15 protein-coding genes are annotated in these 15,825 nt (G+C 34.9%); 10 read left to right on the plus strand and 5 right to left on the minus strand.

Annotated elements, in window-relative coordinates; all coding sequences use genetic code 11:
- Positions 1-170: 170 nt before the first annotated feature.
- Both CSUIS_RS07635 and CSUIS_RS07640 read right to left on the minus strand, forming a co-directional pair.
- The gene (locus tag CSUIS_RS07635; RefSeq protein ID WP_086298367.1) at positions 171-899 is read right to left on the minus strand and encodes a hypothetical protein; all 729 of its coding nucleotides are present in this window, start codon (positions 897-899) and stop codon (positions 171-173) included.
- The gene (locus tag CSUIS_RS07640) at positions 892-1,737 is read right to left on the minus strand and encodes a hypothetical protein (protein WP_086298369.1); all 846 of its coding nucleotides are present in this window, start codon (positions 1,735-1,737) and stop codon (positions 892-894) included. Before CSUIS_RS07640 ends, CSUIS_RS07635 begins: the two co-directional genes overlap by 8 nt.
- A gap of 202 nt (positions 1,738-1,939) precedes the next feature.
- Between CSUIS_RS07640 and CSUIS_RS07645 the strand changes: the two genes are divergently transcribed.
- Positions 1,940-2,515, plus strand: coding sequence for an NAD(P)H-dependent oxidoreductase (locus CSUIS_RS07645; protein WP_086298371.1), 576 nt, complete (start codon positions 1,940-1,942; stop codon positions 2,513-2,515).
- A gap of 156 nt (positions 2,516-2,671) precedes the next feature.
- Here the strand turns inward: CSUIS_RS07645 and CSUIS_RS07650 are convergent, their stop codons facing one another.
- The 3 genes from CSUIS_RS07650 to dnaG are packed head-to-tail and all read right to left on the minus strand — an operon-like array spanning position 2,672 to position 6,119.
- Positions 2,672-3,505, minus strand: a complete 834-nt coding sequence (locus CSUIS_RS07650) for a radical SAM/SPASM domain-containing protein (protein ID WP_192940185.1) — start codon at positions 3,503-3,505, stop codon at positions 2,672-2,674.
- Positions 3,506-3,513: 8 nt separating this feature from the next.
- Positions 3,514-4,497 (minus strand): ATP-binding protein, encoded by a 984-nt coding sequence (locus tag CSUIS_RS07655; protein ID WP_086237292.1) that lies wholly within the window; start codon positions 4,495-4,497, stop codon positions 3,514-3,516.
- Positions 4,494-6,119: a DNA primase gene (gene dnaG, locus CSUIS_RS07660; RefSeq protein ID WP_086298373.1), complete on the minus strand. Its 1,626-nt coding sequence runs from the start codon at positions 6,117-6,119 to the stop codon at positions 4,494-4,496. The genes CSUIS_RS07655 and dnaG overlap by 4 nt, the downstream gene beginning before the upstream one ends.
- A 54-nt stretch (positions 6,120-6,173) precedes the next feature.
- Between dnaG and CSUIS_RS07665 the strand changes: the two genes are divergently transcribed.
- The 9 genes from CSUIS_RS07665 to CSUIS_RS07710 all read left to right on the plus strand — a co-directional run bounded on the left by CSUIS_RS07665 (position 6,174) and on the right by CSUIS_RS07710 (position 15,522).
- Positions 6,174-7,187, plus strand: coding sequence for a tetratricopeptide repeat protein (locus CSUIS_RS07665; RefSeq protein ID WP_192940186.1), 1,014 nt, complete (start codon positions 6,174-6,176; stop codon positions 7,185-7,187).
- Positions 7,165-7,593: a ribonuclease HI gene (gene rnhA, locus CSUIS_RS07670; protein ID WP_086237289.1), complete on the plus strand. Its 429-nt coding sequence runs from the start codon at positions 7,165-7,167 to the stop codon at positions 7,591-7,593. The genes CSUIS_RS07665 and rnhA overlap by 23 nt, the downstream gene beginning before the upstream one ends.
- Positions 7,594-8,262, plus strand: coding sequence for a ribonuclease III (rnc, locus tag CSUIS_RS07675; RefSeq protein WP_086298377.1), 669 nt, complete (start codon positions 7,594-7,596; stop codon positions 8,260-8,262).
- A 13-nt stretch (positions 8,263-8,275) separates the two neighbouring features.
- Positions 8,276-9,346, plus strand: coding sequence for a chorismate synthase (gene aroC / locus CSUIS_RS07680; protein ID WP_086298379.1), 1,071 nt, complete (start codon positions 8,276-8,278; stop codon positions 9,344-9,346).
- 23 nt (positions 9,347-9,369) lie between these two features.
- The gene (locus CSUIS_RS07685; protein ID WP_086298628.1) at positions 9,370-10,488 is read left to right on the plus strand and encodes an N-acetyl sugar amidotransferase; all 1,119 of its coding nucleotides are present in this window, start codon (positions 9,370-9,372) and stop codon (positions 10,486-10,488) included.
- Between the two features lie 23 nt (positions 10,489-10,511).
- On the plus strand, positions 10,512-11,129 hold the full coding sequence (locus CSUIS_RS07690) for a UPF0323 family lipoprotein (RefSeq protein WP_086298381.1): 618 nt from the start codon (positions 10,512-10,514) through the stop codon (positions 11,127-11,129).
- Positions 11,130-11,184: 55 nt separating this feature from the next.
- Positions 11,185-11,478 carry a hypothetical protein gene (locus tag CSUIS_RS07695; RefSeq protein ID WP_086237285.1) on the plus strand — a complete coding sequence of 98 codons (294 nt, stop codon included), beginning with the start codon at positions 11,185-11,187 and terminating at the stop codon, positions 11,476-11,478.
- 185 nt (positions 11,479-11,663) lie between these two features.
- Positions 11,664-12,944 (plus strand): major outer membrane protein, encoded by a 1,281-nt coding sequence (locus tag CSUIS_RS07700; RefSeq protein WP_086298383.1) that lies wholly within the window; start codon positions 11,664-11,666, stop codon positions 12,942-12,944.
- Positions 12,945-13,944: 1,000 nt separating this feature from the next.
- Complete coding sequence (locus CSUIS_RS07710) at positions 13,945-15,522, plus strand: flagellin B (protein ID WP_086298387.1); 1,578 nt, start codon at positions 13,945-13,947, stop codon at positions 15,520-15,522.
- Positions 15,523-15,825 lie beyond the last annotated feature (303 nt).

Below are 15,825 nucleotides of genomic sequence, written 5' to 3' on the forward strand. Positions count from 1 at the left end.
TGATGAGTTTGACTTTGAGAAACTTGAAGCAAAAGCTTAAATCTAGCCAATTCTAAAATTCGCTAGATTTAAATTTAATAATTTTTAAGCTTTATTATATTAGCCAAATTTAATATCTATTTAAGATATTTAACAATTAATTTTATTCTGATAAATCAATAAATTTAAATTCATTTATGCTTATTTATAAACTGAAAAACATTATCTTCTAATTTTTTTCTATTTTTGTTTTTAAAAAAATTCAAAATAGCATTTTTATTATGCGTATTTTTTTGCTCGTAAGCTTTTCTTATATAGGTTGTAAAGCCATATTCATTACTAAATTTGCCAGCATTTATTTTATCCCTAAAGCTCTTAGTCCATTTATTATACTCCTCATCTGTTTTTTGCCATAGTATTAATAGCTCTTCTCGCTCTTTTTTCTCTATGACATCATGACCTAAGAAAAAAGTTAAATCTCTTTGTTGATAACTAGCAAAAACATAAATAGAATTTTCTTTTGGGATATTTGAATTCCACATTGGTTTATTACTTGTTTTTGATGAAAACTTAGTCTCAATTGCGAAAATATAATTTTGGCAAAATACCAAAAAATCCGGGAAATTTTGACTACCATAAGGTTGCCAAATAAAAAAATTAGCATAATCTTTGCGGTTAGTGTTGTTTAAATAAATAGAATTCTTTAAAATTTGCGTGTCATTTTTGCTTAGAATTTTAGGTTTAATTTCTTTTAAAAATCTTTTTAGCCCATCATCTATAATAGTAAGGCTCATTTCATTAAAGCCTGAGCGTTTTAAATAGCTTTTAAAATTCTCTTCAAAGATTTTGCCATCTGGTGAACCTGTTATTTTGGCTCTATCCTTACAAATGCTTTCAAAAAATTTATTTAAATTATTCATTAAATATCCTTTTATACTCAGCCACTACATCAGCTTTTCCAAAGCCTGGTATTGTGGTATTTTTGCGTGATAAGCTCTCAAAATCAAGACTTTTTAAATTGAGCTTTGTTTTATTATCAAAAGCTTTAAAAAATATATATTGTATTTTTGGATTTAAATCATCTTCTTGTAAAATAAGGTGCTTATAATCATAAAAGCCTTGTCGCACAACAGCAAAGTCCCATTTATACTCTTTTTGGTTAAAATATTTTCTTGCCCCAATTGTGTTATTGTATTGCCACATCTCAAAATCTTTGTGAGTAGTAGGCGGTGCTTGTTTTAGTCTTAAATCTATCTTGCTAGGCAGTCTAGTCCATATTTGAAAACAGCATCTAATATAACAATCTTTGCCACCAAATATAAAAGAATTAGGGTCTAGAATTTCAGTAAAAATAAGCTTAAAATCTTTATTTAAATTCTTTTGAACGCTCCATTTTTCAAACTGCAAAGGCACTATAAAAGCTATATAATCACTAAATTCACTAGCGTAATTAAAAAACTTTATAGCAAGAGTGGCTCTTTTGCCAAATGGGGGATTTCCTATTGTTATTATCTTTTGCTCTTTTGGCTGGTAAGTGAAAAAATCTTGCGATTTTATATCAATAGACTTTGGGTCTAAATCAATAGCTTCTATTTTTGGCTCTTTAAAAGTTATCCGTAAAGCATTCACAAACGAACCAAACCCAGCACTAGGCTCTAAAAAAGTATATTTATCTAAATTTAATTTTTCTTTTAATGTTTTGCATAACTTCAAAGCAACTTCTTGCTTTGTATAAAACTGATCTAACTCTTTTTTCATAATCTACCTTTTTGTAATTATATCAAAATTTTTACTTAAAAAATTATTTATATTTTTGCATCAAAGATGCCTTATCAATCTCTTTAATATGTCTAAAATTAAAATATATTTAATAAATTTTTTAATTTAAGATATGCTAATTTAATGCTTGTTTTAAAAAATTATTTAAAATAAGCAATTTTTATTAATTTAAGGAGAGAGTATGAAGGTATTAATTTTAGATGGTGGTAAAAATTTTGGTAGTAGTGGTGGCAAACTAAATACCTTGCTTTGCGAGATAGCAAGCAGTGAGCTAAAGGCTAAAGGATATGAAGTGCTACAAACCAAAATAGACGATGGCTACAATATAGATGAAGAGGCAAAAAAGGTGCTAGAAAGCGATATAATCATCTGGCAATATCCTGGCTGGTGGATGGGCGAGCCGTGGATAGTCAAAAAATATCTTGATGAAGTTTTCATGGCTGCAGCTAGTAATCTAATAAAAAGCGATGGCAGACACGCTAGTAACCCTGAGTATGGATATGGCACAGGCGGACTAGCTACAAACAAAAAATATATGATAAGCACCACTTGGAATGCACCAATTACAGCATTTAATGATAAAAATGAGTTTTTTGAAGGGCGTGGGTGCGATGGTGTAACATTTGCTATGCACAAAGCGATGGAATTTTGCGGTATGAAGGCGTTGCCAAGCTTTATTTGTAATGATGTGGTAAAAAATCCAAAGGTAGATGAGTATATAAATAGCTACAAAGAGCATATAAGGGCGAATTTTTAAAATTTGATGGGTTGAAATTTGGAGCTTTTTAGCTTAAATATTGCTTAAAATTGCCAAATTTCAAAGCTAAATTTATTAATAGAATTTAACTTAAATAATTTAAATTCTATATTTGCTAAGCTAAATTTTAAGCGGATTAAAACGCTAAAATTTAGCCTAATCTAAAACCGCTTTATACTCACATTTTTGGCATAGATTTTCTACCGCTTTTGCCACTTTAAAGCCATCTATTATGGCTTTAGCTTTAGGTGAGTTTATGATGGTAGTTAGGCTTTGCTCTTTTAGGCTACCTAGATTTATGCTAGCCCCAGCATCAATGCAGCATGGCACCACAATTCCACTACTTTTAATGCCAATTTGCAAGATTAGGCCGTGGCAATATTTATGCGGATTTTGCGAATTTGGCTTTTTCCACTCAAAATACTCTTTAAAAATCAAAAATGTCTTATAATCTAAGCGAATTTTATCCGCATTATAATCAATTTTCACCCCAAAAAACTGCTCAAATCTATCTTTAATCATCTTAAATTTAGGCTCATTTATCATATGCTTTTGAACTCTAAAATTTACAAAAATATCGCTTTTTATCTCTTTTTTAAATTTACAAAAATCAAGTAAATTATCTATATAATCATCTTTAAATTTACCGTTTTTATCTATAAAAGCACTTAGAGAAAATGAAATTTGATGAGCTTTACAAAGTGTGGTAAAATCATGCTTATTTAGATATTTGCCAGTTGTGACTAAATCGACTTTAAAGGAGTTTTTAAAGGCCAAATCTAGATATTTATCCAAATTTAAATTAGCCAATGGATCGCCTAAAAGATGCAAACAAATCGCCCTCGTCTTGCCCCTTATCTGTGATAAAATATCGCTATAAAGCCCCAAATCCATAGGGCCAAATTTATCCACGCTCACAGAGGGGCAAAAGCTACACTCACAACCACAAATATCGCTAATCTCTATATAAACTTTTTGAAATTTAGCCACCAAAATGCCTATATGAAGTATTTAGCAGCTAAGCTTTTATCGCATTTTGTAGCTTTTATTAAATGGGTGCCGATTTTGGCTATATACTCTTGATTGTCACTACTTTTACAATAGCTTATGGCTAAATTCGCAGCTAATTCTCTATCGCTTTGAGTAGCATTTTTATCTATAAAACTTCTTGCGCCAATGATACCGCCGCAATCTATGCTATCCATCTTATCAAGTTTTAAAGCATCAAGCTTCTCATTATCATTTTGATCCCTGCCAATTATCATTTTAGCACCATCAGGAAGCCTTAAATGCCTACCATATCTTAAGCTTTGAAGGTCATCTTCGCTCATATCTTTATCATATTTGATAAAATCTCTAATTCTATTGCTAAAGCCCTCCATCGTGTATGGACAGCCCCCACCAGGACTTTCAAAATCGCTAAATCCAAACTCCTTAGCTAAGCTTAGTTGCGGCGTTCTACTTCTACCATTTAAGCCTAAAAGCTTATCTCTATCCACCCAGCCCTCACGCTCTGGCAAAGTAGGCTTTAGTAGCTTAGCACAAAGTGGTCTAAGGATTATATCATCTTTATCATCGGCTAAATTTTTCACATGTGCCATCGCATCGTTTCTTTGGCTCATTGGTCTTTGACCCACGACTTCTCCACTGATTACAAAACTTGCATTATAATCATCAAGCATAGAAATAGCTGTTCTAAACATAAACCCATGACAATCAATACATGGATTAAACTGCTTTCCATATCCAAATTTAGGATTAAAAAGCACATCTTGGAGATATTTACTACGCACATTTACACTCTCAAAACTAGCTCCTGCCATCGCTGCTCTTTTAGCTAGAGTCTCATTTTTAACAGGATCTGAGCCAAAGCCTATATCTATATTTAAGGCATGAACTTCTATGCCTTGTAGTGAGATTAATTTCATAGCTAGCATGCTATCAAGCCCACCGCTAAATAGGGCTAAACATTTTCTTTTCATCTTTTTCCTTTTAATATTGATATTCTTTTTTTACACTCAATTATCTCTTCAAGCGTTAGCTTTGCACTTTTTAAAAGTCTCTCATAATAGCCCACCGCAAGGGGTCTAATAGCATTATGAAGCTCATTTACACTTCTATACTCTTCTAAATTATCTTGCAATTCAAGCTCCCTTATATGCTCGTTATCTTGGCTTTGTGAGCCTACAACCGCTCTATACGCAGCCTTATCTTTAAAAATTTCAATACCATAATACTGCTTTACAATCTGGCAATACTCAGGATTTATAAGCATATTTTTTAAGATTGATAGCTCGGCAATATCTCTTTTTTCTCCTAAATTTAAAGCCTTATTTGGGATATTTACAGCTTTAGATACGCTCACATTTTTGCTTAATTTAAATGAGCTAATCTCAATTCCTAAAAGCGTAGATACAAGAGCTTTATAGGAGTTAGCCACTATAGGATCAAGATTAAAGCTAAATTCTTGGATAGCCTTAAGTGCTTTGGAAATCTCTAAAGGGGTTTTGGGATTTAGGTTTTTAACAAGCTGAGTTATATAAAACTCCCCAAGCTCAACCCCACCGCTTAATAGCTCTTTTAATTCCATCTCCTTACCACTTGCTACTAGCTCGGCTGGATCCTTGCCACCACTGATTAAGACAACCTTACCATCAATTTGATGCTCTACTAGCAATTTTGAGCTTTTAAAGGCTGCATTAACTCCGGCTGCGTCGCTATCAAAGCTTAAAGTAACCTTGATATCACCCCTTTTAATTAGCGGGATATGCTTTTGAGTTAGAGCCGTGCCAAGGACTGCTACAGCGTTATTTACCCCAGCAGCATGAAGCATAATACAATCCATATAACCTTCACAAATCACCACTGATTGAGACCTATAAATCTCATTTTTAGCCTTATCATAGCCATAAAATATCTTAGATTTATCAAAAATTTGGCTTTGTGGGCTATTGATATATTTAGCTGGATTATCGCTAATGGTGCGACCACCAAAGCCTACTAAATTCCCAAGATGATTATATATAGGAAATGTTATGCGGTTGATAAAACTAGCGTAGTATCCGCTCTCATTTTGCTTGATAGCACCAACTTCTAAAGCCTCTTTTGGCTCAATGCCCTCATTTTGGAGCAAATTTAGAGTATTTTGCGAGCCTGCTGCCCAGCCAAGCTCCCATTTTTCTATGATGGCATCGCTGATAGAGCGACTTTTTAAATAATTTATAGCTTCAGGATTTTTATACAAAAGCGTTTTATAATGGAGATTCAAATTCTCTAAAATTTTCTTATTTACTTTTGGCTCATTTTTGCTACTTGTGTATTCTAAGCTTACATTATAGATAGACGCTAATTTCTCAATCGCCTCAGCATAACCTAGCTTCTCATACTCCATAACAAACTTAATCGCATCTCCACCAGCCTTACATGAAAAGCAGTGATATATCCCCTTGCTTGGACTAACCGACATTGATGGGTGCTTGTCATTATGAAAAGGGCATACGCATACGAAGTTCGCACCTGATTTTTTAAGCGGTATATAGCTACCTACTACATCAACAATATCAATTATATTTTTTAAATTTTCTATACTATTTTTAGAAATCATAAGCGAGATTATACATTGATTTAGCTATAATCGCCATTAAATTTAGCAAGGTTTTTGTATTTGGACTTTTTTTTCATTGAGTATAGGGATCCTATTTTTGGGCTTATTGTTCTTTTTAGTGTTTTGCTTTTGATAGCGGTTTTAAGCTATTTTTGGGGAGTGTTTTCACTCAAAGATCAAAAAAATAGCATAGATAAATTTGTTAGCAAATTTCAATCCCAAAGCCAACTAGACCCAAAATACCAAAATATGCTATTAAACCTTGATATAGACTCAAATTCACTTGGGGTTTTAGCTGGGATTTTTGCTAGGAGTGGGGATTTTAACAAGGCTATTAGTATATATTTAATCGCTCTTAAAAAGGCTGCTAAAAAGGGCGAAAAAGAGTTTATATTTTTAAATTTAGGAAAAGCCTATTTAAAAGCTGGATTTATAGAGCGATCTACGGAGGTATTTTTAGAATCCATTAAATTAAGCACCAAAAATATTGACGCACTTAGCCATCTTGGGCTAGGATTTGAAAAGCTTAGAATGTATCAAAAAAGCCTTGAAGTTTTAGATGCTCTAAATGAGCAAGGCGTAGAAGTATCTAGGCAAATAGCATATACAAAAGCTCTACAGATAAAAAATAGCAATATGGAATTTAGTCAAAAAATCGCTAAATTTAATAAATTAGCTGATGAGTTTAATCTGATAAATCGTATGATTTTAGAAACTTATATCGCAAATAATAAAGATATAAATGAGATAAAATTAAAGCCAAATTTAGATAGTTGTATAGATATTTTATATCTTAATGATGGGATTTTAGAAGGTGATGAGTATAAGGAGTTATATAGTGCCAAAGGGCAAAATAACGCTCCAATTAGCGATTTTAATCTCAATCTTTTAAAGATTGCTAAGGCAAATAATCTAAATGCCACCTTAAGCTTTAGCTACATTTGCAATGAGTGTAAAAGCTCATATCCGCTATTTTTTTATCGGTGTAATCACTGCGCTAGGCTAGGAAGCTGTGCTATTATCCCAAATGTTATAAAGGAGAGCGATGAAAATAGTATCGCTTTTTAGCGATGGAAGTTGCTTAAATAATCCTGGAGTTGGTGGCTGGGCGTATATCTTAGAGTATGAAAAACACACTAAAAATGATAGCGGAGCAGTGCTAAATACCACAAATAACCAAATGGAGCTTTTAGCAATCATTAATGGCTTAAAGGCTTTAAAAGAGCCTTGTATTGTCAATCTTTATACAGATAGTAGCTACGCAGCAAATGGGATTAACTCCTGGCTTGAAGGGTGGAAGAAAAAGAGCTTTAAAAATGTCAAAAATATAGAGCTTTGGCAAGAGATAGATAGATTAATCCAAATTCACAAAGTCAAGGCTTATTGGATCAAAGCTCACGCTGGCCATCCGCAAAATGAGCGTTGCGATCAATTAGCCAAAGACGCAGCGACAAAACTACAAAAGGAGGAGTAGATGGATAAGATAAGAGAATTTCAAAAGCTTTTAAAATATAAATTTAAAAATATAAATCTATTAAAAGAGGCCATGACTCACAAAAGTATCAAAAACTCCACAAATAACGAACGGCTAGAGTTTTTAGGCGATGCGGTGGTGGATTTGATCGTTGGGGAGTATTTGTATCATAAATTCAAAGGCAAAAAAGAGGGCGATCTAAGCAAATTAAGAGCCTCATTAGTAAATGAAGATAGCCTTGCTAAGATCGCTATAAAGCTTAGAATTGGGGAGTTTTTATACCTTTCAACCGCTGAAGAAAATAACGCCGGAAGAGAAAAGCCAAGCCTAATAAGCGACGCCTTAGAAGCCCTAATAGGAGCGATATATCTAGAGAGTGGGATAGATACTGCTAAGAAAATTTTTATCTTGCTTTTAGAGGAGAATTTCCCTGATATTAGTCTAAATTCGCTAACTAAAGATTATAAAACCACGCTCCAAGAGCTAACTCAAGCTAGTATAGGAGTAGCACCAAAATATGAGCTAATAAGCTCAAGTGGCCCAGATCATAAAAAGAGCTTTGAGATGGCTGTGCTACTAAATGGCAAAGAGATCGCAAGAGCCACAGGAAGTAGCAAAAAATCAGCCGAACAAGCCTGTGCTTTAAAGGCTTTAGAGATATTAGAATAGTTAAAGGGTCAATATGAATACATTTGGGACTAAATTTAGATTAAGCACATTTGGCGAAAGTCACGGCGTAGCTATAGGTGGTGTGATAGATGGGATTCCAGCCGGTATTAAAGTCGATATGAGCTTTATCCAAAGTGAGCTTGATAGGCGTCGCCCCGGTGGCAAATACGCCACTTCAAGAAAAGAGAGTGATAAGATAGAGATTTTAAGCGGAATTTATGATGGTTTTACCACCGGTTGCCCTATTGGCTTTATAGTGGCTAATACCTCTCAACACTCCAAAGATTATGATAATATCAAAGATCTATTTCGACCAGGGCATGCTGATTATACATATTTTGCTAAATTTGGGATTAGAGATCATAGGGGTGGTGGTAGAAGTAGCGCTAGAGAGAGTGTAGCAAGGGTTGCTGGCGGGGCATTTGCGGGGTTGCTTTTAAGAGAATTTGATATAGATATCCAAAGTTGCGTAAGGCAAATTGGCGATATAAAAGCTGATAAAATCGACTTTGAATTTGCGAATTCTAGTGAGATTTTTTGGGCTGATGAATCCACAGAAGAGAGTGCTAAGGAGCTAATATTAAATACCAAAAACTCAAATGATAGCCTTGGGGCTAGTGTATTAACCATCATTCATAACGCTCCAGCTGGGCTAGGCGAAGTGCTATATAATAAGCTTGATGCGACCTTAGCTAGTGCTATGATGGGGATAAATGGGGTAAAGGCTGTAGAGATAGGAGATGGCATAAGCGTAGCTAGTATGCTTGGTAGTCAAAATAATGATTATATGGATAAAAATGGATTTATGAGCAATCATTGTGGCGGGATTTTAGGCGGTATTAGTAATGGCAGCGATATTGTGATTAAGAGCTATTTTAAGCCAACGCCAAGCATTTTTAAGGCTCAACCAACTCTAAATTTAAATGGTGATGAGACGATATGTGAGCTTCGTGGCAGACATGATCCATGTATTGGAGTGCGTGGGAGCGTGGTAGCTACGGCAATGGCAAGGCTAGTTATAGCTGATATGTTACTTTTAAACGCAACTTCAAATTTAAATAATTTAAAAAGGATATATAGATGAATAAAAATTTTAGGGGGGGGGTAATGCGATATTGTGATTTTTGCGTAATGCCAGATAGTAGGCCAGGGATTAAATTTACCACCTTAAAAGATGGAAGGCTAAAGTGTAGTGCGTGTATAAATCACGAAAATAAGAAAAATATCGATTACAAATCTAGATTTAAAGAGCTTGAAGCTTTATGTGATAAGCACAGAGGCCGAAATGGCAAAAATGACTATGACTGCGCTATCGCTGTAAGTGGAGGTAAGGATAGCCACTTTCAAGTCCATATAATGAAAGAGGTTTTAGGGATGAATCCGGTGCTTTTTAGCGTTGAGGATAACTTCACAATGACAAAAGCTGGTAAGAGTAATTTAAGAAATTTAAGCGAAGAATTTGGTTGTCATATAATATCTTTAAAACCAAATATCAAAACCCAAAAAGCCCTAATGCTCTACACATTTGAAAAATACGGCAAACCAACATGGTATATAGATCGCCTTATATATAGTTATCCATTTGCCATGGCGGCGAAATTTAATACTCCGCTTTTGGTATATGGCGAAAATGTTAGCTACGAGTATGGTGGTAGTGACGCAGTAGAGACTCCAAGCGCTAAAGATATATTTTTAAATGGCGTAGCAAGCGATATTGATTTAAGTGGCGTAGATATAGACCTTAAAGATCTACAATTATTCTATGACCCAAATAGCTCAAATTTGGATATAGATAGCCTTGAACCTATATATTTAAGCTATTTTATCAAGTGGAATTCATACTCTAATTATATCTTTGCTAAAAGCAGAGGCTTTAGCGATTTAAAGAGCGAATGGGATAGAACGCATACTATAGAGTCCTTTGACCAAGTAGATAGCGTAGCATATATCGTCCATGCGTGGATGAAATACCCTAAATTTGGCCACGCTATGGCTACTGATTACGCCTCTAGATTAGTAAGATATGGCTTAATGAGTAGAGATGAAGCCGTTAAATTAGTAAAAGAGAAAGACCACGCACTAGACTCTAGGTGCGTAGATGACTTTTGTAATTTTATAGGTATCAACAAATCCAAATTTTGGCAAATAATAGAAAAACATTATAATAAAGATATATTTATTAAGAATGAATTTGGCGAATATAAACTAAAATATGAGTTAAACTAAAACTTTATGATTAAAGGGTGGAAATGAAGCATATTAAAAAGTTAAAAGATATTGGTATAGCTAGTGGAGTGGGTGCCATCATAGCATTTGGCTTAGCGGGGTGTGGTAGCTCTGGGGATTCATCTATGGCTCAAGCTATCCAAAAGCAAGGCGCAACGGTATTTATAGAAAAAACCAGCGATGGAAGCTACAAAATTGCTGATGAATTCCCAAGCAATGAGACAAGAATATTTTTACGAGAAAAAGATGCTAATGGAGCAATGAGTGAGAGATTACTAAGCCAAGCTGAAATAGACAAGCTCTTACAAGAAGAAAATGCCAAAATAGACGCTGGAACAAGCGGTCTAACTAACTCAAATTTAAGTAGCGGAAGCGGTGGTCTAGGACTAGGCGAAGCCATCTTAGCTAGCGCAGCTGGTGCGATAATAGGAAGCTGGATCGGCTCAAAGCTATTTAACAATCCAGCCTACCAAAACACTCGCCAAGGAGCATACAACAACCCAAGCACATACAATAGAAGCGTAAATAGCTTCAATAAAGCCGCCACAAGCTCCACTGCCTCAAAAGCTGGAAGCAACGCTAGAAGCGGATTTTTTGGAGGCGGAAGCGGTAGCGGCTCAAGCCAAGCTACTGGGGGTTGATATTTTGGTCTAATTTTTGCTTATATTTTGCAAATTCACAAATTAAAGGCAAAATATGCAAATCAATGAGCTAAATACCCAGCTAATGAACCTAGCTATAAATCAAGCAAAATTTGATAAAACTGGCGAATTTGATAAAATTTTACAAAATTTAAAAGAGATAAAAGCTGAGTCTAGCTCTATAGACTCAACCATCTCAAATGCCACCAAAGAAGCAAATAGCGATGCGAAACTCTTTGCTACATTTGACTTTATGCAAGCAATGAATCAGCTATTATATGGAAATTTAGATGATAATGAGAGATCAAAGCTACTTACCAAAATGGAGAAAATCGCAAAAAGCGTCTAATGTAGCCTAAATTTACTGCTAATAGGCAAATGAATTTAGCGATTTTACCGCTATTGCTTTAAACTAATCTTATCAAGATTGCTAAATTTTAGTAAATGATAGGTAATGATTTATCAAATTTTTAGTAAATATTAAATGAAAAATCGTTATAATTTGAGAATTTATATTTCAATATGGAGATAAAAATGAAATTAGTCAAACTAAGCTTATCTGCTATTATAAGCGTAGCTACCATCTCAAGCGTATCAAACGCTAAGACACTTGAAGATAATGGGGGGGGGTATTCTCCTTTAACTACTTCAAGCGTGTCAAGTGCTGGGATACTTGAAGATACCATGAAAAATATAGATATATCAGGGTATTCAAGATATAGATATGATAGCGAATATAATGATATTGAAGGTTATATTAATAAACATAGATTTACATCTGATATAAATTTTCAATCTGCTTTAGATGATAATTTCTTTGGCGTTATCGGCTTTAGGTATGATAGCGGCGATAACTCTGGCGAAAATTCTGACGCTGCTACCCAGGTAGGGACAAATGATACGGGCTTTAACTATGATAATTATGGTCAAACATTCAATGTTCGCCAATTCTACCTAGGATACAAAGCTGGTAACACCACTATCACAGCTGGTCGCCAAGTGCTAGGCACATTCTTTACTGATGATATGGTAGGCACTGGTATTAAAGTGCTTAATAACGATATTAACGGGCTTACTTTAGCTGGTATGGCATTTGATAACCTTCAAAATGATAATGATATTAGGACGAGATTTTATTTCATTGGCAAGAGAAACTCCCCGCAAGCAGAATTTGTAACCGATAGAAATCTCTATAGCGTAGCTGCTATTGGCTCATATGATCTAGTTAGCTTCCAGCTATGGTATGCTGCTATTGATAGCGTAGCTCAACTATACGCTACTGATTTGCTAATAGGAGCAAATATAGCCGATATAGATCTCAGCTTACAAGCTCAATACGCTGGCTCAAGTATGTGGGCAGAAAATTTTAGACTTGGTTTAGTATTGCCTTTAGATGATGCTAAATTTGCAGCTATAGAAGCTGGCGCTAAAGCCTTTGGCTTTGATGCGAATGCCGGTTATGTATGGTTTGATACAGATGCAGTGTCGTTAATCTCATTTGAAGACCAAGGTAGTTTTATAGACGCTGGTGAAAATATACTAGAATACTCTTTAATAAGTGGCGAAAATAAATATTGGTTTTTAAAAGCTGGTTATACATTTGCTAATAAAGTAAGAGTAGGTGCTGACTATGTATCTGGCGAAGTAACACGCAAAAGAATCAACTCAACTACCAATGAGTATGAAGCCGTAGCTAGAGTGGATTATAAATATAGCAAAAAGCTAAATTTTAAAGCTTGGTACTCATATATCAATAGAGATACAATTATAGGAGATTATAAACATTTAAGATTTGAGGCTAGATATAATTTTTAATTTTATAGCACCCCCCCCCACAAAACCAGCGAATGCGACCCATTTAGGGGTGGTTTCCTTGAGTGGGGTACCCCTATTTTTTACTTCGCAGGTCAGCAAAACCAGCGAATGTGACCCCGAAGGGGTGGGTTTCTGTAAAGCCGACCTTTGCGACAAAATTTTCGCAAAAGCAAAATAACCTAAATGGTTGTTTTACGGCGAAAATTTGGAATTTTAAATATTTTTCGATTTTTATGTTAAGTGAAATAATCTATATTATTTTTATTTTTAAGTGGGAAGGGGGACGCTTTTTGGCAGTTGAGTGGTGCAATAGTCAAACGATACTAACTATCGTTTGACGGCACTACGAAACATAAGAGCGAAGCTACCTTGCCCTTCCCCCTTAACAACCCCCAACCCCTTGTAAAAGCCTTTCAAGGTTGCTGAGCTAACGCTCAGGTTTTAATAAAACAAATTCGGAGTAAATAGGGGTACCCCATTTATGGGGACTTCAATGTTTGCTACTTTAGCACGGACTTTGTTCGTGCGTTAAAAGTAGGTAAAAATAGGATAGGGGAAACTGTTTTGGCTTTCAAATTTTAGTTTCCCCTGTCCCTTAAAGAAAAGAAATTAAAAAAAGTTTATCATTTGATGACACTACGAAACATAAGAGCGAAGCTACCTTATCCTTCCCCATTAAAAATGATTTAACTTTTAAATTCCTATTAAAATAAAAACTCATCTTTTCCAAATTTAATTATAAAACCATTACAAATTTATTTAATAACCTAAATTTATAAATTTTCTTAAATTTTCATCTAGTTAATATCTAGAGTAATGTGATGAATTTAAGCCAAATTTAATGAAAATTTGAAAAATTTATATTAAATTTGCACTTTTTTTAAAAAAAGTGTTAAATCCCCCCCCCCCATATAAACAATTTAATCTACCTTGCGATATAATCAAATAAGCCTAAGCAAAGGATTAAGCTTAAGGCAAATTTCTTTTAAAAGGATATAATATGAGTTTTAGAATAAACACCAACATAGCAGCTATGAATGCTCATGCTAACTCAGTAGTAAATGATAGAGCTCTTAGTAGCTCACTAGGTCGCCTTAGCTCTGGTCTTAGGATACAAACAGCAGCTGATGATGCCTCAGGGCTTGTTATAGCTGATAGCTTAAAATCTCAAGCAAATTCTCTAGGTCAGGCTATATCTAATGGTAATGACGCTATAGGTATAGTCCAAACAGCTGATAAGGCTATGGATGAGCAGATTAAAATACTTGATACTATTAAAACTAAAGCTATCCAAGCAGCTCAAGATGGACAAAATAGTGATTCAAGAAGAGCTTTACAAAACGATATATCAAGACTACTTGAAGAGCTTGATATGATAGCTACTACTACAAGCTTTAATGGACAACAACTATTAAATGGTAACTTCTCAAACAAAAACTTCCAAATAGGTGCTTATAGCAATGAGACTGCTAAGGTAAGTATAGGGGCTACAAATTCAAATACTATAGGGCATACGAGGTTTGAGACTACGAATAATGGTATATTCTCTACTGTATCCGCATTGTCAGCACAAGATGTTATTGTAAAACTCAGTGGCGTAGATGGTTTTCCTAATGGATACACATTCCAAACAATCTCTGGAACGGTTTTAAAAACCGATGGCTACAAAGCAATCGCTGAAATGATGAATGGCGTAAGCGATAAAACTGGTGTAAAAGTAAATGTAAATAATACACAAATTTTTAGTACTGCCGTAAAAGCTGGAGATATCAAAAATTTAATGATTAATGGTGTAACAATTGGCAATATAAAAACCCAAGCCAATGACGCTGATAACGCTCTAATCGGAGCAATCAACTCTAAAAAAGATGAAACTGGAGTAGAGGCTAGTTTAGATAATGGTCGTTTAGTATTAGCAGCTAAAGATGGTAGAGCGATTGTTGTTGGAACATTCTCTGATAGTTATACGGCAATGGGTGGTAGATTGTCTGGTGCTTCTACTGGAAGCGTAGCTGGTCAAGGTGCAGTATTCTTAGGTCAAATAACCTTTGTCCGCCAAGATGCTAGAGATATTAAAGTTGGCATTCAAGGTATTTCGCAAGTTTCTGGTTTATCAGATGCGGCTATTAGTTTTGCTTCGGTAGCTTCAAATGCCTATAATCAAGCTTCGGTAAATTTAAAATATATGAATTCTGGAACTATTAGTTCAGCACTTGCTAAAGCAATGGGTTATTTCGATGGTGGAGCCTCTAATGCTGGTGGCTGGGGCGATCAAGCCGGTGGGGTAAATACTTATGGCGGAGCTCAAGCTATGGTAGATGTAGCTGAATCAGCTAGAAAAACGCTAGATAAACTAAGAGCAGATCTAGGCTCAGTCCAGAACCAATTAGTAGCTACGATTAATAATATCACAGTTACCCAAGTCAATGTCAAATCCGCTGAAAGCCAAATAAGAGATGTGGATTTTGCTAGTGAGAGTGCGAATTTCTCTAAATTTAATATCCTAGCTCAAAGTGGTAGCTACGCTATGAGCCAAGCTAACGCTGTCCAACAAAATATATTAAGATTGTTACAATAATTTAATCTGTGCTTTGCACAGGTTTAAATTATTGTTTTATTTCTAACTTCGCAGCTGAGCTAAGCCCAGCTTTGCGACAAGGAGCTACGCTCCCTTGACCCACCTAAAGCCCCACAAGTGGGGTACCCCATTTATGGGGACTTTAGTTTGATTAAACTTTTCTAAAGTTTATCGCAAAGGTCGGCTCCGCTGACCTGCGAAGTTAAAATAATTTTAAGGGGGAAGGGCAAGGTAGCTTCGCTCTTATGTTTCGTAGTGTCGTTAAATGATGGCTATCCATCATTTAACTATCACGCTACTCAA

Source organism: Campylobacter porcelli (assembly GCF_002139855.1).
GTDB lineage: Bacteria > Campylobacterota > Campylobacteria > Campylobacterales > Campylobacteraceae > Campylobacter > Campylobacter porcelli.